The sequence below is a fragment of the Pelagibius litoralis genome, assembly GCF_011683915.1.
GTDB classification, from domain to species: Bacteria; Pseudomonadota; Alphaproteobacteria; order Kiloniellales; family Kiloniellaceae; genus Pelagibius; species Pelagibius litoralis.
In genome coordinates, this window is record NZ_JAAQPH010000037.1 from 1 (window position 1) to 23408 (window position 23408).

Annotated in this window: 20 protein-coding genes and 1 pseudogene; 3 read left to right on the top strand and 18 right to left on the bottom strand. The window is 62.9% G+C overall.

Annotated features, from left to right (window positions below):
• The 8 genes and pseudogenes from HBA54_RS27025 to HBA54_RS27060 all read right to left on the bottom strand — a co-directional run.
• A pseudogene (locus tag HBA54_RS27025) lies at positions 1-157 on the bottom strand (IS5/IS1182 family transposase); the annotation flags it as partial.
• A gap of 634 nt (positions 158-791) precedes the next feature.
• Positions 792-2267, bottom strand: a complete 1476-nt coding sequence (locus tag HBA54_RS27030) for a M81 family metallopeptidase (RefSeq protein ID WP_167231287.1) — start codon at positions 2265-2267, stop codon at positions 792-794.
• Between the two features lie 40 nt (positions 2268-2307).
• Complete coding sequence (locus HBA54_RS27035; RefSeq protein WP_167231290.1) at positions 2308-3294, bottom strand: ABC transporter ATP-binding protein; 987 nt, start codon at positions 3292-3294, stop codon at positions 2308-2310.
• A 4-nt stretch (positions 3295-3298) separates the two neighbouring features.
• Positions 3299-4249, bottom strand: coding sequence for an ABC transporter ATP-binding protein (locus tag HBA54_RS27040; RefSeq protein WP_167231293.1), 951 nt, complete (start codon positions 4247-4249; stop codon positions 3299-3301).
• 1 nt (position 4250) lies between these two features.
• A complete protein-coding gene (locus tag HBA54_RS27045; protein WP_167231296.1) occupies positions 4251-5096 on the bottom strand; it encodes an ABC transporter permease in 846 nt (281 codons plus the stop codon).
• Entirely contained in the window at positions 5096-6022 is a 927-nt protein-coding gene (locus tag HBA54_RS27050) for an ABC transporter permease (protein WP_167231299.1), read from the bottom strand. Before HBA54_RS27050 ends, HBA54_RS27045 begins: the two co-directional genes overlap by 1 nt.
• A 39-nt stretch (positions 6023-6061) precedes the next feature.
• Positions 6062-7645 (bottom strand): ABC transporter substrate-binding protein, encoded by a 1584-nt coding sequence (locus tag HBA54_RS27055; protein WP_167231302.1) that lies wholly within the window; start codon positions 7643-7645, stop codon positions 6062-6064.
• 42 nt (positions 7646-7687) lie between these two features.
• Complete coding sequence (locus tag HBA54_RS27060; protein ID WP_167231305.1) at positions 7688-8587, bottom strand: MurR/RpiR family transcriptional regulator; 900 nt, start codon at positions 8585-8587, stop codon at positions 7688-7690.
• Positions 8588-8805: 218 nt separating this feature from the next.
• Here HBA54_RS27060 and HBA54_RS27065 point away from each other — a divergent pair, with 218 nt between their 5' ends.
• Complete coding sequence (locus HBA54_RS27065; protein WP_167231308.1) at positions 8806-9924, top strand: NAD(P)/FAD-dependent oxidoreductase; 1119 nt, start codon at positions 8806-8808, stop codon at positions 9922-9924.
• A 200-nt stretch (positions 9925-10124) separates the two neighbouring features.
• Here HBA54_RS27065 and HBA54_RS27070 read toward each other — a convergent pair whose 3' ends face one another.
• The 10 genes from HBA54_RS27070 to HBA54_RS27115 all read right to left on the bottom strand — a co-directional run bounded on the left by HBA54_RS27070 (position 10125) and on the right by HBA54_RS27115 (position 21154).
• The gene (locus tag HBA54_RS27070) at positions 10125-10946 is read right to left on the bottom strand and encodes a sugar phosphate isomerase/epimerase family protein (RefSeq protein ID WP_205944950.1); all 822 of its coding nucleotides are present in this window, start codon (positions 10944-10946) and stop codon (positions 10125-10127) included.
• Positions 10947-10949: 3 nt separating this feature from the next.
• Positions 10950-12113 carry a dihydrodipicolinate synthase family protein gene (locus HBA54_RS27075; protein WP_167231311.1) on the bottom strand — a complete coding sequence of 388 codons (1164 nt, stop codon included), beginning with the start codon at positions 12111-12113 and terminating at the stop codon, positions 10950-10952.
• 3 nt (positions 12114-12116) lie between these two features.
• Positions 12117-13268 carry a Gfo/Idh/MocA family protein gene (locus tag HBA54_RS27080; protein WP_167231313.1) on the bottom strand — a complete coding sequence of 384 codons (1152 nt, stop codon included), beginning with the start codon at positions 13266-13268 and terminating at the stop codon, positions 12117-12119.
• On the bottom strand, positions 13265-14665 hold the full coding sequence (locus tag HBA54_RS27085) for an enolase-like domain-containing protein (RefSeq protein WP_167231315.1): 1401 nt from the start codon (positions 14663-14665) through the stop codon (positions 13265-13267). The genes HBA54_RS27080 and HBA54_RS27085 overlap by 4 nt, the downstream gene beginning before the upstream one ends.
• A complete protein-coding gene (locus HBA54_RS27090; protein ID WP_167231318.1) occupies positions 14662-15495 on the bottom strand; it encodes a sugar phosphate isomerase/epimerase family protein in 834 nt (277 codons plus the stop codon). Before HBA54_RS27090 ends, HBA54_RS27085 begins: the two co-directional genes overlap by 4 nt.
• A complete protein-coding gene (locus tag HBA54_RS27095; RefSeq protein ID WP_167231321.1) occupies positions 15488-16156 on the bottom strand; it encodes a TetR/AcrR family transcriptional regulator in 669 nt (222 codons plus the stop codon). The genes HBA54_RS27090 and HBA54_RS27095 overlap by 8 nt, the downstream gene beginning before the upstream one ends.
• Positions 16153-17697, bottom strand: coding sequence for a tripartite tricarboxylate transporter permease (locus HBA54_RS27100; protein WP_322096135.1), 1545 nt, complete (start codon positions 17695-17697; stop codon positions 16153-16155). Before HBA54_RS27100 ends, HBA54_RS27095 begins: the two co-directional genes overlap by 4 nt.
• Complete coding sequence (locus tag HBA54_RS27105) at positions 17697-18215, bottom strand: tripartite tricarboxylate transporter TctB family protein (protein ID WP_167231324.1); 519 nt, start codon at positions 18213-18215, stop codon at positions 17697-17699. Before HBA54_RS27105 ends, HBA54_RS27100 begins: the two co-directional genes overlap by 1 nt.
• Before the next feature lie 89 nt (positions 18216-18304).
• Complete coding sequence (locus HBA54_RS27110) at positions 18305-19318, bottom strand: Bug family tripartite tricarboxylate transporter substrate binding protein (RefSeq protein ID WP_167231327.1); 1014 nt, start codon at positions 19316-19318, stop codon at positions 18305-18307.
• A gap of 1008 nt (positions 19319-20326) precedes the next feature.
• Positions 20327-21154, bottom strand: coding sequence for an IclR family transcriptional regulator (locus HBA54_RS27115; RefSeq protein ID WP_167231330.1), 828 nt, complete (start codon positions 21152-21154; stop codon positions 20327-20329).
• A gap of 198 nt (positions 21155-21352) precedes the next feature.
• On the opposite strand from HBA54_RS27115, the gene HBA54_RS27120 reads away from it, so the two are divergent.
• On the top strand, positions 21353-22327 hold the full coding sequence (locus tag HBA54_RS27120) for an aminotransferase class IV (protein WP_167231333.1): 975 nt from the start codon (positions 21353-21355) through the stop codon (positions 22325-22327).
• Positions 22328-22354: 27 nt separating this feature from the next.
• Positions 22355-23323 (top strand): TAXI family TRAP transporter solute-binding subunit, encoded by a 969-nt coding sequence (locus HBA54_RS27125; RefSeq protein WP_167231336.1) that lies wholly within the window; start codon positions 22355-22357, stop codon positions 23321-23323.
• Positions 23324-23408 lie beyond the last annotated feature (85 nt).

Below are 23408 nucleotides of genomic sequence, written 5' to 3' on the forward strand. Positions count from 1 at the left end.
CGATCTTCGAATAGAGACGCTCGAACTCCGGCGAGAGGACTTCCAACGCCTCGTCCACGATCGCCCGGATCGCCCGCAAGGGATGATCGCCCGGTACCCGCGCTTCGCAGCTCACATACGAAAATAGAGCTCCGCTCTCCCGATCCTCGCCCCGCATCGCGCCCTCCATGATCGCAAACCAAACGCCATAGAGAATCACGACCAAAAGACTTCGGCGAGCCCTTTTTCAGCAGCCTGCTAGAGCAGAACCGGGTTGGATGGAATCGCCGAAGGCGATCCATCGACCGGGTGAATCTGCTCTAACTGTTTGATGGCGATCGGATTCACATGTTTTGGCGCAGCCACGAAGTGGTTCCGTCAAAACATGATCCGATCTAGGGAATCGCGATCCAGTCGCAACGCTCAGGAACGGTGTCATTCGGCTCTCTCAACTGTAGTACTTCGGGCGGGCACCCTTCCACCTGCAGGTCGACCTGCCACGTTCCGGCTTTGCTTCGCGTTCGTCATGCTGATTCACAAGCATCGGCGCATTGCGCATTCAGGCCTGGCAGTGCACGACTGCGATATGGGCTGAATTTGGACGATTTTCTAGACACCTAGTGATCATCAGATGGGTGTTGTAAGTGAGTGTCGGATTTGGTGGTTGCGTGCCCCTGATCACATCCATTTTTTGTTCGGTAAAGGTGGTTGCGGGCCCTCGCAACCGTCGATATCAGCAGGGCCTTTTCCAGGCTGCGGCATAGTGATCAAGACCCGGAGCAGAGGAATGTCTTTGAACCTGCACCCCCCGTTCAGCCATCCAAAGGAAAGATCGGCCTCCGCACCCGACGGTAGGGAAGCCGGCGAAGGTCCGGTGTGCAAAGAGCGCCGCTATCGCAGACGATCACCCGAGCTGCGATCGGCTCGAAGGCGGCGCGGAAGTGCTGCATCGACTTCAAGGCCACAACGGTTTTGGCGGTCGGATCGATCCCGAAGGCACGGAATTGCTCAAGATCGAGGAGCTGGGTTGCGTTGCTGACGATCAGGATCTCGATGCCTTCGATGACCAGCACCGCTGTCGGGCCCCAACTCCGCTTCAGGCCGCCCAGGATCGGACCGGTCCCGGTGTAGGCCCCCTCGCTCAACACTTTGAGTCTGCCCGTAACCGTGATCGGCCCGCCGCCGAAGCCGGGGTCCGTCTTGCCGCCGAGCGAGAGGGTCACGCTGTCGCCTGCAGCGTGGGCTTCGAGGTGCCGCACCGCCTCCGGGTCTATCAACGGTCCGAAGCAGGCGTTGCCCACGCGGGCATCGAGAAGCGCCGCAAGCAGCCCCGTGGCATCGCCATAGGCCCCGCCGCCGGGGTTGTCGGCATAATCCGCCACCACGATCGGACCCTTCGCGCCATCATGAGCCGCGCATTGGGCGGCGGCCTCCTCGACGCTGAGATAGTCGTTCAAGACCTCCGCGCGGCGGTCCCAGATATCGTCGGCAATTTGGTTGGCGAGTTTCCGGTGGGGTTCGGGGTCGCCTTGATAGGTCACCAGAACCGTCGGGCCGACCTCGGCGATATCCGCGTTGCCGAAACCGGCATTGATGCTGACGGCAAAAGCATCCGGGTGCCGCTCATGCGCGCGGGCGAGTGCGAGACGGTCGATCATCGGACCGGCATCGGTGCGCCCGCCATTGATCTCTTCCAGCATCGGGCGACGGACGCAGAGTGTGCGAGGGGCGATCTTGCCGGCCATGGCCCGGTGCAGGATCTGGCCCGCCTGAACGGCGCGCTCGCGCATGTCCACATGTGGATAGGTCTTGTAGGAGACTATGATATCCGCCAGCGCCGCCATCTCGTCCGTTACGTTCGCATGGGGGTCGAGCGTAATCGCAATGGGGATGTCCGAACCGATGACCGCACGCAGATGCGCGAGGATTTCGCCTTCGCCATCCTCGCTGTCTTCGGCCACCATCGCGCCGTGGAGCGCCAGCAGGACGCCATCGAAAGGCTGCGCGCGGGCAAGCGCGAGGAGAGGCCCGGTCAGCGCCCTGAACGTGGCCGATGTTACGCGGCCGCCCGGCGGCGCCGACGCACTGATGGCGTTGGTCAGGCGCCAACTGTGTGTCCGCGCGACATCGAGAAAGCCGGCCAGATCGGTGTTGGCCTGCCCGCACGCATGGATCGCCTCTTCGCCAAGAAGAAGATACCGGTTCTCGAAGGCGGTGAGGTCGGTCGGGCGGACCGAGAAGGTGTTCGTCTCGTGACTGATCTCGGCGGTCAGGACGCGGAAGGTCATGGGTGTTCAATCCCTGGGGTCGTTCGATCTATGAGGCCGTTCAATCCCTAGGGTGATGACAGGCGATCATGTGTCCCCCGCCCAGATCCGTGAGGACCGGTCGTTCGCGCCGGCACAGATCGCTCGCCGCCGGACAGCGGTCGGCAAAGGCGCAACCGGGGATCACTGCAAAGGGGCTGGGGATTTCACCGTCCAACATGGTGATCACCTTGCGCCGGGCAGGGTCCGGCTCAAAATTGCTGTCGAGCAGTGCGTGGGCGTAATGGTGACGCGGCCGCGCCGTGGCGTCCGGCAATATCTCCATCGCGCGTCCCAGATACATCACGACGACCCGGTCGCAGAAATAGCGCACCAGGCTGAGATCATGGCTGATGAAGAGATAGGTGAGGCCCAGATCCTCCTTGAGCGCCTCCAGCAGGTCGATGATCTGGGCCTGGATCGACACGTCAAGCGAGGCGGTTGGCTCGTCCAGCACCAGAAACGACGGCCTGAGCGCCAGCGCCCGCGCAATGCCCACCCGCTGTTTCTGACCGCCCGAGAGCTGATGCGGAAAGCTCGCCACCATACGCGGGCTGAGGCCGACCATTGAGATCAGCTCATCGACTGCAGCACGCGCCTCGGCGGCAGTCTGCGCCACGCCCTGCACCTGAAACGGCTCGAGCAGAGCGCGGCGGATCGTGTATCGCGGATCGATGGCGGAATAGGGATCCTGGAAAACCATCTGCATCCGGCGGCGCAGCTTGCGCATCTGACCCGGGGACCGGTTCGCCAGATCGGTGCCCTCGAAGGCCACCGTGCCGGCGGTGGCATCGATAAGACGCAGCACCAGGCGCGCGAGCGTGGACTTGCCGCAGCCGCTCTCGCCGACAACGCCTGTGACCTTGCCGCGCGGCACGCGCAGCGAGACGTCGTTGACGGCGCGCATGGTGCGGCGCGGGGTCATCAACCCGCCGCCGGACGAAAACTCGCGGGTCAGTCCCGTGATCGTGACCAGATCGCCCTCGGGCGTCGCCGCTGCGCTCTCCATGGGGTCAACCCTCACTGAAATGACAGGCCGCAAGGCCCGATGCCTTGCGCTCGAGCGCAGGTACGGTGTCGCGGCAGAGATCGTCCGCAACTGCACAGCGCGGGTTGAAGCGGCAGCCCGCGGGATAGTCGATCACGCTCGGCACCGCGCCGGGGATGCCCTTGAGACTGCCCGGAGCCTGGCCGAGACGCGGGATGCAGCGGATCAGCTCGCGGGTATAGGGGTGGCGGGGTTCGGCAAAAATCGCCTCGACCGTGTTCGTCTCGGCCACCCGGCCGGCATAGAGCACCACGACCCGGTCGCAGGCCTGCGCCACCACGCCCATGTCATGGGTGATCAGCATCAGGGCGAGGCCGCGGTCGCGCACCAGTTCGACCATGATCTGGATGATCTGCGCCTGAATGGTGACGTCGAGCGCCGTGGTCGGCTCGTCCGCCACGATCAGGTCGGGGTCGGCAGCCAGGGCCATGGCGATCACGATCCGCTGTTTCATGCCACCGGATAGTTGATGGGGATAGGCGCCGTGGATCGCTGCCGGCTCCGGAATGCGAAGCTGGGCGATCAGCTCCAAGCTGCGATCCCGGGCTGCTGCGGCGCTCAGCCCCAGATGCAGAGTCGAGACCTGATCGATCTGCGCGCCGATGCGGATGATCGGATCGAGCGAGGTCATCGGATTCTGGCTGATCAGCGCGATCCGCTTACCGCGCAGGCGGCGGAGTTCGGCTTCGGGCAGTCCGATCATCTCGCGTCCGTCGAAGACGATCGAGCCCTCGGTGATCGTCCCGCCGATGCGGGGCAAGAGTCCCATCACGCACATCGCCGTCAGCGACTTGCCCGAGCCCGATTCACCCACCAGCCCCAGAATCTCACCGCTGTCGATGTCGAAGGCGACCCCGTCCAGAAGATCGAGCTTTCCGATGGTGACCGAGATGTCCTGAACCGAAAGAAGCGCCATGCTACGAACTCCTCAGCCGGTTGCGAATATCCAGCGCTTCGATCAGCGCATCGCCGAAGAGGTTGATGGCGATCACCGTCATGGCGATGGCGAGGCCGGGGAAGATGATGATCCAGGGGGCGATGAAGATCTGGGCCGTGCCGCTGCTCATCATCGCGCCCCAGCTTGGCGTCGGCGGCTGCGCGCCGAGGCCGAAAAAGCCGAGCGTCGCCTCAAGGATAATCGCGTCCCCCGTGGCCAGCATACCCGCCACGATCACCGGCGTCAGCGCGTTCGGCAACAGGTGGCGGAAGATGATGTGAAAATGGCCGGCGCCGAGATTGGTCGTCGCCTCCACATAGGTCTCATTCTTCAACGCCATGATCTGCGCGCGGGTCAATCGGGTGAACTGTGCCAGATAGGCGATCGAAATCGCGACCATCGTGCTTTGCAGCCCCGGACCGATGATGGCGATCAGGATCAGAGCAATCAGGATCTCGGGGAACGACCAGGTAAGATCCACCACCGCCGTCACCGCCCGGTCGAAGGCCCCACCGAAGTATCCGGCCATCGCCCCCAGCGTCAGCCCGGCCGCCACCGAGATCGAGATCGCGCTGACGGCCACCGTCAACGAGGTGCGCGCACCATAGATGATGCGCGAAAAGAGATCGCGTCCGAATTCGTCGGTACCCATCCAGTGCGTCCCGCCCGGCTCGGTGTTGGCAGCGGGCAGGTTCTGAATGTCATAGGCATAGGGCGCAAGCAGCGGTGCGAACACTGCGCAGGCCACGACCAGCACCAGCACGGCGGCCGATGCTCCGCCCCTCGGCGAGCGGATGGCGGTCTTGATCGGGTCGAGAGCGGCCATCACTTGATCCTTTCGCGGACACGCGGGTCCATCGCGGCTTGCACGATATCGCCCAGGAGCGTGCCGAGCATCACCGCGATGGCCAGCATCAGGAGCGAGCCCTGCACCACCGGATAGTCGCGCTGGTTCAGCGAGGTGATCAGAAGCGAGCCGAGCCCGGGGCGGGCAAAAACGAACTCAACCGTCACGGCGCCACCCAGGATCCAGCCGATGCGCAGGGAGAGGATGGTGACCACCGGCAACAGCGCGTGGCGCAGCACGTGGCGCAGTTCGATCTGCCAGGACGGCACCCCCTTGGCGTGGAGCATCATCACGAAATCCTTGCGCGCGGTCTCCATCATCGCGACCCGGGTGACCCGGGCGACCAGCGCGACACCGCCGAGCCCGATGGTCAGGACCGGCAGGACCAGCGCATCCCAGCTTCGGGCGCCTGAGACCGGAAACCAGCCGAGCTGCACGGCAAAAAGCATGATCAGGAGCAAACCAAGCCAGAACCCCGGCACGGTCGAGCCGAGCAGGATCATCGTCATCGTCGTGCGGTCGACCAGGCTGTCCTTGTAGACGGCGGCCAGCGCGCCGGCCGCGATTCCCACCAGCGTAGAGAACGCCAGCGCCAGCGTCCCGAGCGCCAGCGAATGCGGCAGGTTCAGCGCGATCAGGTCCGCCACCGGCCGGCGCAGGATGATCGCATCTCCCAGATCGCCGCTCAGCGCTTTGCCGAGCCAGATCGCGTATTGCTGGTAAAGCGGCTTGTCGAGTCCGTACTTTGCGGCCAGCGCGGCTTTCTGTTCGGGCGTCGAGTTGATCTGAACCAGATTGTCGATCGGATCCCCCGGCACCAGGTGAACGATCATGAAGATCACCATCGACACGGCGAGGAACACCGGAATGAGCAGCAGCAGCCGTTTGAGGAAAAAGCTAAACATTCCAGTGCCTCGCCGGTCGGTTTCAGGGGTCGAGGCGGCCTAGTTGACGGTGATGTCCACCACCGTTTGGCTTTGCAGGCGGGTGCCGCGAACCGTCTCGGGCAGCGTGATGTTGTCCTTCGAATAGGCGTGGATCTGAACCGGCTGGTAGATCGGCGCGAAGACGAACTGGCTCAGCACATACTCATGATAGGCCTTGAAGTTCGCGACCCGCTCTTCCCAGGTGCGCGAACCGGTCATGGCGGTCTTGTTCAGCACTTCCGCTTTGGGGTCGTTCCACATCGACACGTTCGGATAGCCGAGCCGCGAGCCCGCGAAGAACCAGTCGATGATGTCCGCATTCGCCCAGGAATAGGACCGCACGGCCAACTGATGCTCGTTGCCCTTGCGGTACTGGTCGTTGATGGTGGCGCTGTCGAAAACGGTGATGTCGGCGCCGATGCCGACCGCCTTCAACTGCGCCTGCACGACCTCGGTCACGCGTTTGAACTCGGTGCCGTTCTGGGTCCAGAGCGCGACCTGCAGCCTGGTTCCGTCTTTTTCACGAACCCCATCCGAACCCATCGCCCAACCGGCTTCTTCCAGCAGTTCGTTCGCGCGGTCCGGGTTGTGGGAGATGTTGAGCGCAGGATCGACATCGGCCGCCAGCAGCGAGCTGATCAGGAAGTTGTTCGCCTCGGACCCGATACCGCCGAAGAGGTTGTCGAGAATTTCCTTCTGGTTCACCGCCAGAGCCGTGGCCTCGCGCACCTTGATGTCGGTGAAGGGCGCGACTGTGGTGTTGATGGGGATGTAGAAGATGCCGGTGCCGGGCAGCGTCCCGACGGCGATCGAGTCCTCGGCTTCGAGCTGCGGCAGGAAATCGGTCGGCACGCTCAACAGCATGTCGACACCGCCGGTGCGCAGCTCCAGAAATGCCGTCGAATCCTCGGGAATCTCACGCACCGTCAGCGTCTTGATGTGCGGCGGGCCCTGATTTTCCGACAGATTGGAGGCCCAGGCATAGGCCTCGTTGCTGGCCAGCACCGTCTCCTGCCCGATAGTGAAGCTCTGGAGCGTGAAGGGACCTGAGCCGACCGCGCCCGTGACGCCGTAGTCGGTGCCCATCGCGTCATAGGCCTTTGGCGAAGGGATGCCCATGAAGATCGACGCCATGTTCGACAGAAGGTTCGGGTCGGGATTCTTCATCACGAACTTGACCGTCAGGTCGTCGATCACCTCGACGCTTTCGATGGCGTCGGTCATGAAGGCATTCTCGGTGCCCGCGAATTGCGGCACCCACCAGACGATGGTGGCGGCATTGAAGGGCTCGCCGTCGTGGAAGGTCACGCCGGGGCGCAGCTTGAAGGTCCAGGCCATGCCGTCGGCAGTCGATTCCCACTCTGTCGCAAGCTGGCCGTGAAAGCTCTGATCCGCGTCCTGGATCACCATGCGATCATAGATCAATGAAGTCGCCGCATTGAGCTTGGTGCCCCTGATCGGGTCGTAGCTTGGCGCGCCGACATCGTTTGAGGCCATGACGAAGGTCGCTTCCTGCGCCCAGGCGGTCGCGCCCGGGCCGAATGCCATCGCGGCGGCAAGAATCGAGCCGGATAAGAGGAGTGATTTGGTTGTGAAGCGCATGACAGAAATCCCTGTGTTTATTGTTATCGTTGGTGGTCTGCGTCAGGCCGCATCGCTCCCTGACTTGGTTGTTCGATTGGCGGGCTCGCCGACATAGCCGGTGAAACGGCTGTAGAGCCGGGTGACCGTTTCCATCCGCGCCTCGACCTTGGGGCCGAGTTCGAGGAAAACGCCGTTGACCAGCAAGTTGGCGAGGCTGGCCATCTGGGCCGTCGACTCCCAGAACTGGTTGAATTCGGTCGGAACGACGAACACCTCGTCGGCCAGATCCCGGCCCCAGTCGCAGAACGGGTCGGTGACCAGGGTGACAGGAATGCCCGCCTGCTTCGCCTCGGCCGCCAGTTCGCGTGCCAGACGCGAATAGCGCCGCGCCTCGAAGATCACGAGGCATGACTGCGCGGAGTCCGAGGCCAGAAGCTCGGCGAAGTTGCCGCCGGCGAGATCGAGCAGTCGCACGCCGTCACGCAGATATTGCAGCTGATTGACCAGGATCTGCGCCATCCCGCGCTCGGTCTGGAACCCGGCAGCATAGATATTGGTGGTGGTCGCCAGTCGCCTGACCACCCGTGCCCATTCCTCAGTGCGTGCCAGCTCGTAGATTGCGACAAGCGCCGAGATCTCAAGCTCCAACCCCGCCGCGAGCTGATCCTCGCCGGCCTTCGCCCGGTCCCGCAGGTCGCGTAGCCGGTCGCTGACCAGCCAGGGTTTGTCGCCAATATCCTGTTTCAGGTGGTCCTTGAGATCCTTGAAGCTCTTGTAGCCGATAGAGCGGCAAAAGCGTCCGACGGTCGGCTCGCTGACCTCGACCCTGGCAGCCAGGCTGGCCGCTGTTTCGAACGGCAGGCTCGACTGCTGAGACAGCATGAAGTTGGCAAGGGTCCGGTCCGCCTTGGAGGCGGTTGCAAGGCAGGCCAACAGTCGCTCGCGAACCGGTCCACTCATAGGCACGTCTCCTTCGACAGATGTCATCTTTGTAAGAAATATTACATCAGGTCAATTGTTTTATTTTTATTGCTGATCCATTCTTCTCGATCTGCTATCGATTGCGGGTCAGGCATCGGGTGACACCGGCAGGTGCGCCCCTTCCCCTTCGACAGCCCGTTGCTCAACGCATCCGCCGGCCAGATCTGCCGGTCCACCCTGAAAGGCTGTTCGCGATAATGTACGATTACGCCGTCATCGGCGCCGGTATGGCGGGCGCATCGGTGGCGTTCGAACTTGCCGAAACGGGATCGGTCGCGCTGATCGAGGCCGAGGCGCGGCCGGGCTATCACAGCACTGGGCGATCGGCGGCGCTCTTTACGCCGAATTACGGCAATACCATTGTGCGGCGGATCAACGCGCACAGCGTGCCGTTCTTTCTCGACCCGCCCCCGGGCTTCGCCGAGCATCCCCTCCTGACGCAGCGCGGACTGCTGACGGTGGCTGCCCCTGGGGACGAAGCCGGGCTCGATGCGATCCTTGCACTCGCATCGGATCAGGCCCCGGTTCACCGCCTGCCCGCGCCCGAGGCGCTGGCGCTGGCGCCGCTTCTTCGTCCCGAGAAGGTGGCCGCCGCGGTCTTCGAGCCCGGAGTCATGGACATCGATGTGGATGCCCTGCATCAGGGCTACCTGCGTGGGCTGAAGGCCCGTGGCGGCGACCTCTCCTGCCGGGCGCGCGCCTGCGAAATTACCCGCCGCGCAGGGCATTGGCAGGTAGAGGTCGGCACGGAGAAGATTGCGGCCCGCCTGCTGATCAATGCGGCAGGGGCCTGGGCGGATGAAATCGCCAAGATGGCCGGGGCGCGTCCCATCGGGCTGGTTCCGAAACGGCGCAGCGCGATCGTTGTCAACGCGCCAACCGATGTCGACATCCGCACGATGCCGGCCGTCGACACGATCGGATCAGAGGCTTACTTCAAACCGGAGGCCGGCCGGATCATGGCCTCGCTTGGCGACGAAACGCCGACCGAACCGCAGGACGCGCGGCCGGAGGAACTCGACATCGCCCTCATCGCCGACTGGCTCGAACGTCAAACGACCATCACCCTGCGCCGGATTGAACACTCTTGGGCGGGGCTTCGGTCGTTTGTGGCCGATGGCGCGCCGGTGGTGGGCTTTGACGGCGAGCGCGACGACTTCTTCTGGCTCGCCGGGCAGGGCGGGTACGGGATCATGATGGCACCAACGCTGGCGCGGGCTTCCAGGGCCTTGATCCAGACGGGCGCTTTTCCGGACGAATTGATCGCACATGGCGTGTCTGATGAAACCTTGTCGCCCAGCCGGTGCATTTCCTGACCACCGATACCGATCACGGCTTTGTCACATCTTCGGAACTTGGTGTCGAGGTTGACTCTGTGCCTCGACGAGCCATACACAGACCGGGTTTTCGTCGTTGTCGGTTCCGGTCTGGTCTGCGGTTACACCGAAGTAGGATGGATGGTGCTAGAGGTTCTGTTGATGGGATGGCAGCGGAGCGGGTTTTCCCGGAAAAGACGTCAGCAACAATCTCTTCCCCTTGCGACGACCTCCGTCAGGACTTCGTCCGCGTCACGCTTCCACCAATTCTCGGATGAGAATATCTCGACTTCATTCAAGCCCCTGAAGCCAGTGGCTTCGACCATTGCGCGGATGCCCGGCAGGTCGATCACACCATCGCCCATCATGCCGCGGTCGGTCAGCATGTCCCGTGTCGGCACCAACCAGTCGCAGATGTGAAAACCCAGCAGGCGGTCTTTACCGGCCCGTTTCACCTGGGCCGCCAGATCGGGGTCCCACCAGACATGGTAGACGTCCAGCGCCACGCCAATGCCCGCGCCCAGGTCGTCGCAGAGATCGAGCGCCTGGGACAGGGTGTTCACACAGGCCCGGTCGGCGGCGTACATGGGGTGCAGGGGCTCGATGGCGATCGGCATGTCCAGGCCGCGCGCATAGTCGAGCGTTTTTGCTAGCCCTTCGGCGACGATGCCCCGCGCGCCGGCGATATCGCGGGATCCCTTGGGCAGGCCACCGACGACCATCACCAGGCAGGCCGCGCCCAGTGCCACGGCTTCATCCACGGCACGTTTGTTATCGTCCAGGACCGCCGTGGTCAGCGCCCCCTCCGCCGTATACCAGCCACCGCGGCAGAGCCCTGAGACGGCCAGGCCGGCGTCCTTGATCATCCGGGCGCCTTCGCCGACACCGGCCTCGTGCAGCTTGTCGCGCCAGGGTGCGATGCCGCCGAAACCATGGCGCTGGCAACCCTCGACGCATTGGCGAAGGTTCCACTGTTTGCTTACCGTGGCCGTGTTCAACGACAGTCGCTCAGGGGTCAGCATGTCTCATACCTCCACGCCGCGTGCGGCGAAGACCGGCCGGGCGCGGGCAGCGACCGCATCGGGATCGGTGAAGAGTTGCGCGTCGTTGGCCAGCCGCAGCAGTTCGGCCAGGTGCTGGGTGGACCGGGTGCTTTCCTGTCCGCCGACCATCGTAAAATGGTTCTGGTGGCCGTTCAGATAGGCCATGAAGACGACGCCGGTTTTATAGAACCGCGTCGGTGCCTTGAAGATATGGCGCGACAGCGGCACTGTCAGTTCGAAGGCCTGGCGATAGCCTGCGTGGTCTTCCGCCCCAAGCGCCGAGAGCGCCCGCGCCGCCGCGCTTGCAATGGGATCGAAGATACCGAGAAGGGCGTGGGAATAGCCTTGGTCATCCCCCTCGATCAGGTCGGGGTAGTTGAAGTCGTCGCCGGTGTACATCTTTACGCCTTTGGGAAGGCGGCGGCGCATGGCAATCTCTTTTTCGGCGGAAAGAAGAGAAATCTTGATGCCCTCGACCTTGCCGGCATTGTCGGCAAGGACCGTCAGGCAAGTCTCCATGGCCGCCATGTGATCTTCCGCGCCCCAATAGCCGGCAAGCGCCGGGTCGAACATCTCACCCAGCCAATGCAGGATCGCCGGCTGCGACAACCCGCCCAGGATGCGTGCGTAGACCATGGCATAGTCCTCCGGCCCCTTGGCTGCTGCGGCGAGGGCGCGCGACGCCATCAGAATCACCCGCCCACCGGTCGCTTCCACCGCTTCGCACTGCAGTTCATAGGCCGCGATCACATCATCGACCGATACGTCGGGACCCGGGGTCAGGTGATCCGTACCCGCCCCACAGGCGATGGTATGCCCGCCCGACCTTGCCAGGGCGACGCTCCGCTGAATCAACTCCAGAGAGGTGGCCCAATCGAGCCCCATGCCCCGCTGTGCGGTGTCCATCGCCTCGGCTACACCGAGGCCGAGGCCCCACAGGTATTCGCGGTAGGCAAGGGTGCGTTCCCAGTCGATGGCCGCATCGATCCAGGGGTCGTTGTCGGCGAGTGGATCGGCCACCACATGGGCGGCGGCATAGGCAACACGGTTCCATGCGCCGCTTGCGGGCGCCGGCTTCGGGCCGGCCACCAGGGTCAGCGGGGCCAATCCGCCGCTCGGGACGGGCAGGTTAAGCGTGGTGCCCACCCCTCAACCCTCCAGCGCCGGGACGTCGACCCAGCGCCGCTCGCGCCAGCTCTGGCAACCGAGCTCGGCAAGCTGTACGCCCTTGGCGCCCTCCATCAGGGTGTAGTGCCAGGGCGCGTCTTCGACCAGATGACGCAGGAACTGTTCCCACTGGACCTTGAAGCCGTTGTCGAAGACGGTGTTGTCGGGAACCTCCTCCCAATTCTCGAAGAAGTTCATCTTCTGGGGTTGGTCCGGGTTCCAGACGGGCTTGGGCGTGTTGACGCGGTGCTGGCTGAAACAGCGGTGGAGCCCGGCCACTGCCGAGCCCTCGGTGCCATCCACCTGGAAAGTCACCAGATCGTCGCGCCGCACCCGGACACACCAACTGGAGTTGATGTGGGCGACGATCCCGCCTTCAAGCTGGAAGGTGGCATAGGCCGCATCGTCCGCATCGGCGTCGTAGCGTTCGCCGTTCTCGTCCCAGCGCTCGGGAATATGAACGGCGCCCATGCAGGAGACCGCTTTCACCGGCGCGATCACGTTGTCCAATACATAGCGCCAGTGGCAGAGCATGTCCGAGATAATGCCGCCGCCATCCTTACTGCGGTAGTTCCAGCTCGGCCGCTGGGCCGGCATCCAGTCGCCCTCGAAGACCCAGTAGCCGAATTCGCCACGGACCGAGAGGATGCGGCCGAAGAAGCCGCTGTCGCGCAGGCGCTTGAGCTTGATCAGTCCCGGCAGGTCCAGCTTGTCGTGGACGATGCCGTTCTTCACGCCCTTGTCGCGCGCGTAAAAAGCGATCTCCTTGGCCGCCTCAAGGCTCTCGGAAACCGGCTTCTCGCAATAGATATTTTTGCCGGCATCGATGGCTTTTTTCAGAAGGCTCGGGCGCAGTTGGGTCGAGGCCGCATCGAAAAACAGCGTATCGTCAGCATTGCCGAGTGCGGCGTCCAGGTCCGTCGTCCAGCGCTCAACCCCATGGGTTTTTGCGAGGGCCTCGATCTTGTCGGCATTGCGGCCGACGATAATCGGATCCGGCATCAGCCGGCTGCCGTCGGCCAGCGCCAGGCCGCCCTGGTCGCGGATCGCCAGGACCGATCGGATCAGGTGCTGATTCATCCCCATGCGGCCCGTGACACCGTGCATGATTATCCCAATGCGTCGCTGCTTCATCGAGCATCTTCCCTTTCTTCCAATGTCTGCTTGTCTGTCAATTCCGGCCGGGGGAGCGATCCAAACCCGGGCGCATCGAGCGAGGCGATCCGCACCTGTCCGCCCTCGATGCGAAGCGTCGGCCCCTTCGGTCCCGGCACGTAGATATCGGGGTGCGCGTTCAGGAACGCGGTTTTTTCCGCCTCCGACGCCCCCTGCATACCGCCGGCGAAGTGATGGCCGTTGCGTTCGATATCGCGGACACCGAGGGTGGCGGCCATCAGCGTATCCTGTTGCCAGCAAAGGCCGGGTTGGCAGGTCAGGTCTTCGGCCGTCAGGATTGCGCCCCGCCGCGCCGTTCTTGCCTCGGCGACTCTTGCGGCATTTAGGAGCGCCCGCAGGACGCCCTTGCAGCTTTTGACCGACACGCCGGACCAGCCGCGCGCCAGGGCACACGGAAAGCTGTCGTCGTCATCATCGCTTTCATCGATGACCAGCGGCATCGTCTTCGGTGGAATCGGGCCATCCTCGGCCAGCGCGGTTTCGCGGGCAAAGGGTTGTTCGACAAAGGCGGTTGCCGCGACCAGGCGCGACAAGGCCGGCTCGGCCATGAACTGCGCCAGAAAGGCGTCGAAGGCGTCCGGCTGATACTGTTCGTTCGCATCCAGCGTCGCCCGGTAGCCGCCCAGGGGGGCGATGATCGCCGCAATATCTTTCAGCCGGGCGATGTCCGACATCGGGTCGCCTTTCAGCTTGATCTTGAAACAGGATACGCCCGTCGCGGCAATCACAGCGTCAAGCGATACCGGCAGTCCATCCCGGTCGGCGGCGTCAACTTGGTCGTCGGTCAGGGGGGCGTCATAGCCCACCGTGTGACGGAGGTTGATCGACCAGTTCGGCGCGATGGCGGCCAAAGAGCGCTTCAGCGCATCGGCGGGCAGATCGGGCGGCGCCAGTTCCGCCAGCCCAAAAAGATCGGCGCGCGCGGCTTCGGGGAACGACAGCGCTTGGTCCCGGCAGGCCGCATCGATGAGCGCCATCTCCAGCAGCGCGGGCCCGAAACCCGCAGCCAGCCGTGGGTTGTCCGAAAGGCTATGGACGACACCGCGGCGTATCGCCGCCGCCAGCTGGGCCACGCTGCCCGTCTGTCCCAGGGCTTCCCGGACAGCGCTGCTGATCGACAGGCGCAGGCTGTTCACCGTGTCGTCGTTGGAAAGCCCGGGGCGTTTATCGAACCAGCGCGGCACCATCAATTGAGCCGCGATGCCGCTTGCGACACCCCCCGGCCCTTCGATGGTGACCTGCAGATAGGCTTCGGCGGTTTCGGTCACCAGGGTATCACCGAAACGGAAGGGAAGGCGCAGGCGCACCGGGCGCTCGGCCACGCGCAGATCCTTGATAGAATAGACCGGGGTCACGATGCAGCCTCCCAGGCGGTTTTGACTGTTTCGATCCCGATGGCGAAGGTCCTGGTGGCATCTCCTTCGATCACAAAGGGCTCGACCGCGACCGGACGGTTCCATCCGGTGTCGCGCAGCGCGCGGAGAATGTCGTTGAAAGGGTCGTGGCCCATCCCCGGCGCCCCACGGTTGGTATCGTTCACCTGGATGTGCCCGATAAGGCCGGTGGGGACCCAGGTGCGAATCAGGTCTGCAACGGCCGCATCTTCGGCCTGGCCGGCGGCGCTGGTGTCTATCATGGTTCGGAAATTCGGCGAGCCGATGGCTTCGACGATCTCGGCCGCTTCTGCCACGCGATTGAGAAAAGAGGTTTCGGCCGGCGAAAGGGGCTCCAGGCAGTAGACGACGCCGGCGGACTCGGCAGTCGCCGCGACAGGGCGGAAAAACTCTGCCACGCGGTTGCGGGTTTCTGCTGCGCTGTCGCCGGGCAGGGGCCGGCGTTGGGCCGGGGAACCATGCACCAGCACCGCGCCGCCAAGGCGGGCGCAGAGATCAATCAGGCCGCAGAGAACTTCCCGCGTTTCAGCCGCGACCGATGGATCAGTGATGGAGAGGTGAGGGTAGGGGGCAAGCAGCCAATGAAGGCCCGTTACGCATAACCCGTGTTCTTCGACCGTCTCGCGGATTTCGAAAACGGCGGCATCGGAGAGACTGTGGGGGATCTCCCCCAGGGTTCCGGGCGCCAGTTCAAGCCCCATATAGCCGAGCTCCGCCGCGATCCGGCTCTGCATGGCAAGCGACTTGCCTTCCGCAGCCAACAGCTCATTACAAAGCGCAACTCTAACCATCCCGACCCCCGGGGTCCGGCCGCAGGAAGCGGATGGCGATTTCTTCGGCATCGATACGGCGCTGCTCCATCCAGGTCTCGTCCATCGGGCACTTAAAGACGGTGCGTAGCGTGTGCATGTTTGAGATCGGGAAATAGCAGATCGATGCAATGGTGATGTAGAAATCGACCGGGTCGATACCGGAACGGAAAACACCTTCTTCGGCGCCGCGCTGCAGCACTTCGCGCAGTTGTACAAGCAGCCTCGATTGGATCGCGCTCACATCGCTGATTTTCCGGACTGTCGTGCCGCCGCGCAGATTTTCGGTGTTCAGCATCGAGATGAACCAGGGCTTCGAGCGAAAGTGGCCCAGGGTGAAACTGACCAGCGCACGGATCGCGTCTTCCGGTGCCAGGTTGTCGAGATCGAGGTCACGTTCCCCTTCGCGGATTTGCACATAGGCTTCGCGCAGGGCGGCGGCATAGAGGTCGTCCTTGTCGCCGAAGTAGCTGTAGATCATCGGCTTGCTGATACCCGAACGCTCCGCAATGGAGTCTATCCTTGCGCCGGCATGGCCATGTTCCGAGAATTCGACCAGGGCCGCCTCCAGGATCGCGCGCTTGGACCGCTCGGCGTCGCGCTTGCGCAGGGGTCGGGACTTGGCGGGGGTCGCGGGGCTCATGGCCGATCTCCTTCAGGCTTTTCGGGCGAGGCACCCTGACCAAAAGGATTGAACCGGCCAAGTCCGCGTCGCACGGCAGGAAAGCTCACCACGATGCTGATCGCAATGACGATTGCGAAGACAGCCGAGATCGGCCGGGTCAGAAAAGGTGACAGATCGCCGTCGCTTAAGGTCAATCCCCGGCGCAGGCTCTTGTCCAGAAGATCGCCCAGGATGATTCCCAAGACCAGTGGCGCGATCGGGTAGTTCATCTGGCGTAGCACAAAGCCGATGAAACCGAAGGCGACCATGACCCAGACATCGAAGAGTCGCTGGGTCAGCGCATAGGGTCCGATCACGCAGAGGGTGAAGACGATGGGCATCAGGAACTCACGCGGAATGCGCAGCACCATGACGAAGAGCCGGGTCAGCGAAAGGCCGAAGACCGCTATAGCAATGGTGGCGAAGACGAGCATCACCGCGACCGAGTAGATGAACTCCGGCTGTTCGATCATGATCATCGGGCCGGGGCGGATACCGTGTATGAAAAGGGCGGCGATCAGCACCGCGGCCGGGGCGGACCCCGGCACGGCGAGCGTCAGCGCCGGAATCAAGGCGCCCGGGACGACGGCGCTGTTTCCCGTCTCGGCCGCGGTCAGCCCTTCCATCGAGCCCTTGCCGAAGTCCTGCCGCTCCTTGCTGGTGCGGCGTGCCGCCGCGTAGGATGCCCAGGCACCGATATCCTCGCCCACGCCGGGGATGATCCCGACCATGGTCCCTATGACCCCGGATCGGCCAATAGTAAATTTGTAGCGCCACAGGTCGCTCAGGCGCGGCAGAACGCGGCCGCTTTTCGCGTGCTTGGCCGCCAGCTTCGCCTTGTGCCGCCACATGACGGTCAAGACCTCGGCAAACCCGAAGGCACCGACCATCGCGGGGATCAAACCGATCCCACCGTTCAGGGCGTCGATGCCGAGATTGAACCGGATGTGGGCATGGAGGCCGTCGCTACCGATCATCGCGACCATCAGACCGAGTATCCCGGCGATGTAGCCCTTGAGGGGGCTGGAGTTGCCGGTGATCTGGCCGGAAATGACGATGCCGAAAACCGCGAGCCAGAAAAACTCGAAGGAGCCGAACTTCAAGGCGGCCTCGGCCAACGGCGGCGCGAAGACGACAAGCAGCACGATGCCGACCAGCGTTCCCAAGGTCGAACCGGCAGTGGCCAGCGCCATCGCGTAGCCGGCTTCGCCCCTTTGCGCCAAAGGAAATCCGTCTAGCGCCGTCGCCGCGCTGGCCGGCGTACCGGGGATGTTCAGCAGGATCGCACTGCGCGATCCACCGTAGATCGCCCCGACGTACATGCAGATCAGAACCAGGATAGCGGTATCGCGGTCGAGCGAGTAGGTAAGGGTGGTCAGAAGCGCGACGCCCATGGTGGCGGTCAGGCCCGGAAGGCTGCCGACGAAGATCCCGAGAAGGGTTGCCCAGGCCACGTGCATAAGTGATTCGAAGGAGGTCATCCTTACGAAGGCGTCGCCGAGTGCCCAAAGCCCTTCCACTACGGCAGCCTCACCAGAAAGGCATCGCGAAAGAGCGTCGATATGGCGGCGGAAGCAAGCAATGAAAAGACGATTGTGAAGGCGCCTGACTTGAGCCTTTCGGTCGGTGCCGCTGCCTCACGCAGGCTGCCGAAGACCATGATGAAGCCTGCAATATAGATTGCCGTGGCGGCGAAGAAGGATAGCCAGCCGACCAGGAAAAGAGCGTAGAAGCTGCTCCAGCCGGCGGTGATCAAGAGGTTCTGCAGAGACTGTGCGGGGGGCTCTGCCGGTAAGGCTGCTTCGCTGGTTTGTTGAGCCGTTTGTCGCTTGGCCTGTGAGGCTTTGAGAAACAACAGAGCGGCGCAAAGTGCCAGCACCGCACCCAGGATCATCGGCAGGAGGCCGGGAATGCTCGCCGGATGTATGGCGCGGATCTCCAGCCGGTCCATCGTATAGCCCCCATAGAGCATGGCGATGCCCAGAGAGAACAGAACGACAGCCGTTATCCGGTCTGCCAAGGCAGTGTCGAAACCCATGTCTTTTGGCCAGTTCGCAGCGTGATGGCGATATGCGTCACCCAGCCGGGGCAGCGCTGAAGTCCAGCACCGCCCCGTCCTGAGCGGCTTTACTCTGCTTTACACTCGATCCCGATTTCCGAGGGGTCGACGACCGCTTCGCCCCGGGTCACCCGGGCGCAGGCTTCTGCGATTACAACCGGCATTGCAAGAGCACGGGCCTGGTCACCGAAGCTCGGCGCGAAAACAGCGCCGCGGTCCGATGCATAGGCTTGCAACTCGGGCGATGTCATCACGCTCTTTTCCCAGACCTTCGCGACCGTGTCGTAAACCTCCTGCGGTGCACCTTTGGGGATGAAAACCCCGAAATAGTCCGCCGCGATGGGCATGTCCGGCAACCACTTCTTGATCGACGGGATAGGGGGGATGCCCTCGACGACCAGCGGCTGATCGGAGAGAACGGCAAGCCCCCGCAGGCGCCCCGCGCGGATCATCTCGGTCTGCTCCACCGCCAACTGGGTGGTCGCCACGACCTCACCACTTGCCGCTGCCAGCACCGCCGGGTTTCCACCATCGTAGGTGACCATGCGGGCGTCGAAGCCCTCTTCGGCTTCTTCCTTGATCGCCGCCAGCGCCATGCCGCCCGAAGAATTCACGCCTGCCGTGCCGACGGTCACGTTGCCGCCCTTCATGGCCTGCAACAGGGCGCCAAAGTCGGCGTAAGGCGCGTCCGCGTTCACGCTGACGACGGGGACATTGGCGACGTGAAGGTAGATCTCGTAATCGTCGATCGATGTGTCTTTGATCAGCCCCGTCACCGCATAGGTCGCATTGTTGGCAATCGCGTTGGCGGTCCAGGTGTATCCATCGCGCGGGGCATCGAGTGCCGCCTTCGTGCCGATCGAGCCCGATGCGCCCGGCTGGTTCACGACGACGATTTTCGTACCCAGTGCCTTTTCCAGGATCGGTGCGACGACCCGCGTGACTTGGTCGGTGGATCCTCCCGCCGACCAGGGAACGATGATGTTTATCGGTTTGTCCGGCTGCCAGTCCGCAAGTGCCGCCGTTCCAATCAAAGAGGTCGCAGCAAAAAGGGCCGCCCCGACGAGATTCGTAAGGTTCATTCTTTCCTCCCAAGTTTCGCAGCTGATTTCTGCTTTTTGTTACCAACTAGTAGGTAATATATGAGGCGTGGGCGAGTCAACAGCCTTCAGCGCTGATCTTTGAATCACATGACTGCGCCGTCTCCAGGCCATGTCCGGCGCCTGCTCAGTGCACCGGAGGTAGGATTGATGGAAGGTGATCCCGTGTCTCTCGGCTGGTTTTTTTCCGGCATGACGGTGGCCTTGCCATTGGCCGGACGTCGGTCGGCTGGGGGTGAGAGAGCCATGCTGTCGCCTGGCCTCGGTCACGAGCCGTCACGGGTGGGATAGGCTGTGCGCAGGCGCCCGGCCTGCAGCAGCTCTTTGTAACATCTGCCAACTGGCACCTTTCCCGCCGATTGCCTTTGCAATATTCTCGAGCAGGTCTTCCATCTTGGAACTGTTTTGGTGCGCGTCCCGATCGCAGTGCAAAAGCTATGAACTCCATCCGACATCAGCGACCGGCGTAGGCAATTGGTTAGGGTCTTTTAGAAGCCGAGAGGCGTCTGCCCTGGATCAAGTGGAACCATCACGCCGCGGCTTGGACCAGACCCGGCTGCTGTCGACAGCGACGGCCCCCCGCGACAAGCGGGCGTTGCGTCAATTCCGTAGCACGCCAAGAGACTTGGCTGTTGCCGATGAAAACACCTCACCCTATGTGATTGGACGCTGCCTGCTATGGCGGCCCAGCGGGAACACCACTGCCCAGCACTCATCTTTGCCTTTCATGGCACGCCATTGCTGTACAAAACGAAGTATCGCATTGTTGCCCTTGGTACCCAGGCAAGGGCGCCTTCCAGCGAGCCTGTTTGGGCCCGGATATGCATATAGCGCTGTCCCAGACGTCGATGCGTTCGATAAGCGCTTGAAGGTAGCCTCGGCGAAATGCCGGTTTCCCGGACTCCAAAAGACGCTCATGGAGTATTTTCGCGACCTTTCGGCGCTTAGCGGTGGATAGCCTTTCGACGGGACTTTGGCCCTGCAGATGACCTAAGCCAGTGTCCGCTGCGAAACCTGCGTTGCATCGAGGGCGGGTTGCATCTCTTCCTCGAGTTGTGCGCGTTCCTGAGTCAAAGCGGCAACGATGTTTTCGCGCCGCGGCGGCGCCAGCCGTGCGGTCACCGAGGTTACGTGCAGGGCGGCGACGGGGGTGCCGTCGGAGCGCCGGATGGCGACGGCAACCGCGGCCATGCCGGTCAGATCCTTCATGTGCTCGAAGATATGAACATCGTTGTAACCATAGCCGCTACGGCGCGTCGCCTCGATCATCTCGCGCAGTTTTGCTTCGCTGAAGGAGTAGCTTGACCTGGCTTCAGCCTGCTGCACAAGGATGCGCTCGATTTCATCGTCCGGCATGGCGGCAAGCATGGCCAGGCTGCCGGCCCCGATGCCGAGAGGCCGTCGGTCGCCGACATTGAGCGTCAGCGCCTTGATCGGGAAACTGCCCTCGCGGCTGTCGAGGCAGACCGACTCGTCGCCCACCCGTCCGATCAGATACACGGTGTCCTGGGTCCGGCGGGCCAGGCGAATCAGAACCGGTTCGGCAAGGCGGGCGATGCTGAAACGGTTTCGCGCGGCAGAGGCCCAGGACAGGATTTTGATACCAACGAAGTAGCGCCCGGTTTCACTGTCGCAATCAACCAGGCCCTGGTCGGCCAAGCCGTTCAGGAGGCGATGCGCCGTGGTTTTGCCAAGCCCTGTGGCCTCAACCACATCGGTCAGCCTGAGACCATTGGCTGATGCATTAGACAGAGCCTCGATGATGGTCAGCAGCCGTTCCACGCTGCGGGGGGGCTCGCTACCTTGCTCAATCGCCATGAGGTTCCATTTTGAAAGAATAAACCACCATTAATGGTTCTAGTGATCGGTCTTGGTTTGTCAAGGTGATCAGTTTTTGATGGCACATAGGGATTCAGTGAAATCCGCGCGGAAGTGATTCCAAGATTGACATGTTCCAAAATAAATTTAATAAAGTAAGAAAAATGGAACATAAGCAATCAAGGAGGTGTTGAGCAGATGCTCCCAGCAGATAGCGGTCTGAAGATTGAAGCGGGCGAAAGCCGCGGCCAGTCCGCAGGCGCGGAGGCCGGGGAGGGTGATGGGGGCCGCGTCTGCTATGTCAACGGCGGCCTGGTTCCGGAAGCCGAGGCGCGGATCTCCATTCTTGATCATGCCCTTCTCTACGGTGACGGCGTCTTCGACACGGTGATTGCCTGGGACGGGCGCCTGTTCCGTCTTGACGATCATATCGATCGGCTGTTCCGCTCCATGGCGGCGGTCGCCATCCCGACACCGGTCAGCCGGGAAGAACTGCGGGATCTCACAATCCGCGCGGTGCGCGCCAACAAGCTGGACAACGCCTACGTGAAGTGGATCGTCACACGTGGCTCGAACGACACGCCGTTGATGGACCCGGCCGGCTGTGCGGCGAATCTCATCATCCTCGTCCGTCCTTATATCCATCGCTATGCGCCGGATAGCCGCTCAGGCCTCCGGCTCAAAACCGCCGCGATTCGCCGCCCCCCGGGGCAGGTCCTGTCACCCCAGATCAAGAGCCTGAATTATCTCAATCTCGTACTCGCGAAGATCGAGGCCAAGTCGGCACAGGCCGATGAAGCCTTGCTGCTCGATATACACGGCCGGGTCTGCGAGGCGCCGGGCTACAACGTTTTCGTCGCTTCACGCGGCACCCTGCTGACACCGCAGCACGACATTCTCGAAGGTATAACCCGCGCGTCCGTGATGGAGATTGCGGCGCAGCAGGCTGTGCCGCTGCGCATCTGCGATGTCGAACTTTATGACGCCTACGCTGCGGAAGAGGTGTTTCTGACCAGCACCGCCGGCGGCCTCGTACCCGTCGTCGAAGTCGACGGTCGGGTCATCGGCGAGGGGCGGCCCGGTCCGCTCTTCGCACGGTTCTCGAAAGCCTATCAGGAGATGATCGCCTCACCGGACTGGGGCACAGCGGTCCATGGCGAGCAGAAAAACTAAACCGTTCAACAGAGGAGGACTAAGATAATGAAGGGACTGAAGACAGGGATGCTGGCCGGCGTCGTCACCGCGGCGCTGGTGTCTATCGCCCCCAATGCGTCCGCGGATACTTTCATGACCGTCGGCACCGGCGGGGTGACGGGGGTCTACTATCCGGCAGGCGGTGCCGTTTGCCGCCTCGTCAACGCCAGGCGCAGCGAACACGGACTGCGCTGCTCGGTCGAATCCACCGGTGGCTCCGTCTACAACGCCAATGCCCTGAAGCGCGGCGAGATGGAACTGGCCATCGTGCAGTCCGACTTTCAGGCCTATGCCTATGAGGGGAAAAACGGTTTCGACGAACCTTTCCCTGAGATGCGCTCGCTGTTTTCCCTGCATGGCGAGCCGACCCAATTGATGGTGCGCAAGGATGCCGGCATTAAAGCGTTCGAAGACCTGAAGGGTAAGCGGGTCAATATCGGCAATCCCGGTTCTGGTCACCGTGTGATGATGGAACTGGTCATGGGGCATGTCGGCATAACGGCCAAGGACTTCTCCCTGACCTCCGAGCTGAAGTCGAGCGAGCAGGCGGCAGCCCTTTGCGATAACCGTATCGATGCGGCCTTCTGGGCCGCCGGCGTGCCGAATGGCTCGACCCAGGAGGCAGCGGCAACCTGTGCCATCGCCATCCTGCCGCTCGAGGGCAAGTGGGTCGACAGCTTTCTTGAAAGCAATACCGCCTACGGGCGCGACACAGTGACCGGTGGCATCTATCCCGGTACTGAAAAGGATGTGCCGACTTTCGGCGCCCGTGCGACGGTCGTTACCCGCGCCGATGTCGACGAGGACGCGGTTTATCAGATCGTGAAATCGGTCTTCGACTCGCTCGATGAGTTCAAGCAGCTCCATCCGGCGCTGGCGAGTCTCGAGCCCGGGAACATGGCAAGCGGCGCATTGACCGCGCCGCTCCATCCGGGGGCGGAGCGTTACTATCGTGAGAAGGGTCTGATCAAATAGCGTCGCTCTTGGGCGGCGGGTTCGGAAGGCTCGCCGCCCTTTACTTCCGCTGTTAATTCACGCCGATCCGTTCACGCTGTCCTTT

Bases quoted from the DNA above. Each gene is read 5' to 3' on its own strand.
- HBA54_RS27030 (WP_167231287.1), bottom strand. From the start codon at position 2,267: ATGACCTTCCGCGTCCTGACCGCCGAGATCAGTCACGAGACGAACACC.
- HBA54_RS27035 (WP_167231290.1), bottom strand. From the start codon at position 3,294: ATGGAGAGCGCAGCGGCGACGCCCGAGGGCGATCTGGTCACGATCACG.
- HBA54_RS27040 (WP_167231293.1), bottom strand. From the start codon at position 4,249: ATGGCGCTTCTTTCGGTTCAGGACATCTCGGTCACCATCGGAAAGCTC.
- HBA54_RS27045 (WP_167231296.1), bottom strand. From the start codon at position 5,096: ATGGCCGCTCTCGACCCGATCAAGACCGCCATCCGCTCGCCGAGGGGC.
- HBA54_RS27050 (WP_167231299.1), bottom strand. From the start codon at position 6,022: ATGTTTAGCTTTTTCCTCAAACGGCTGCTGCTGCTCATTCCGGTGTTC.
- HBA54_RS27055 (WP_167231302.1), bottom strand. From the start codon at position 7,645: ATGCGCTTCACAACCAAATCACTCCTCTTATCCGGCTCGATTCTTGCC.
- HBA54_RS27060 (WP_167231305.1), bottom strand. From the start codon at position 8,587: ATGAGTGGACCGGTTCGCGAGCGACTGTTGGCCTGCCTTGCAACCGCC.
- HBA54_RS27065 (WP_167231308.1), top strand. From the start codon at position 8,806: ATGTACGATTACGCCGTCATCGGCGCCGGTATGGCGGGCGCATCGGTG.
- HBA54_RS27070 (WP_205944950.1), bottom strand. From the start codon at position 10,946: ATGCTGACCCCTGAGCGACTGTCGTTGAACACGGCCACGGTAAGCAAA.
- HBA54_RS27080 (WP_167231313.1), bottom strand. From the start codon at position 13,268: ATGAAGCAGCGACGCATTGGGATAATCATGCACGGTGTCACGGGCCGC.
- HBA54_RS27090 (WP_167231318.1), bottom strand. From the start codon at position 15,495: ATGGTTAGAGTTGCGCTTTGTAATGAGCTGTTGGCTGCGGAAGGCAAG.
- HBA54_RS27095 (WP_167231321.1), bottom strand. From the start codon at position 16,156: ATGAGCCCCGCGACCCCCGCCAAGTCCCGACCCCTGCGCAAGCGCGAC.
- HBA54_RS27105 (WP_167231324.1), bottom strand. From the start codon at position 18,215: ATGGGTTTCGACACTGCCTTGGCAGACCGGATAACGGCTGTCGTTCTG.
- HBA54_RS27110 (WP_167231327.1), bottom strand. From the start codon at position 19,318: ATGAACCTTACGAATCTCGTCGGGGCGGCCCTTTTTGCTGCGACCTCT.
- HBA54_RS27115 (WP_167231330.1), bottom strand. From the start codon at position 21,154: ATGGCGATTGAGCAAGGTAGCGAGCCCCCCCGCAGCGTGGAACGGCTG.
- HBA54_RS27120 (WP_167231333.1), top strand. From the start codon at position 21,353: ATGCTCCCAGCAGATAGCGGTCTGAAGATTGAAGCGGGCGAAAGCCGC.
- HBA54_RS27125 (WP_167231336.1), top strand. From the start codon at position 22,355: ATGAAGGGACTGAAGACAGGGATGCTGGCCGGCGTCGTCACCGCGGCG.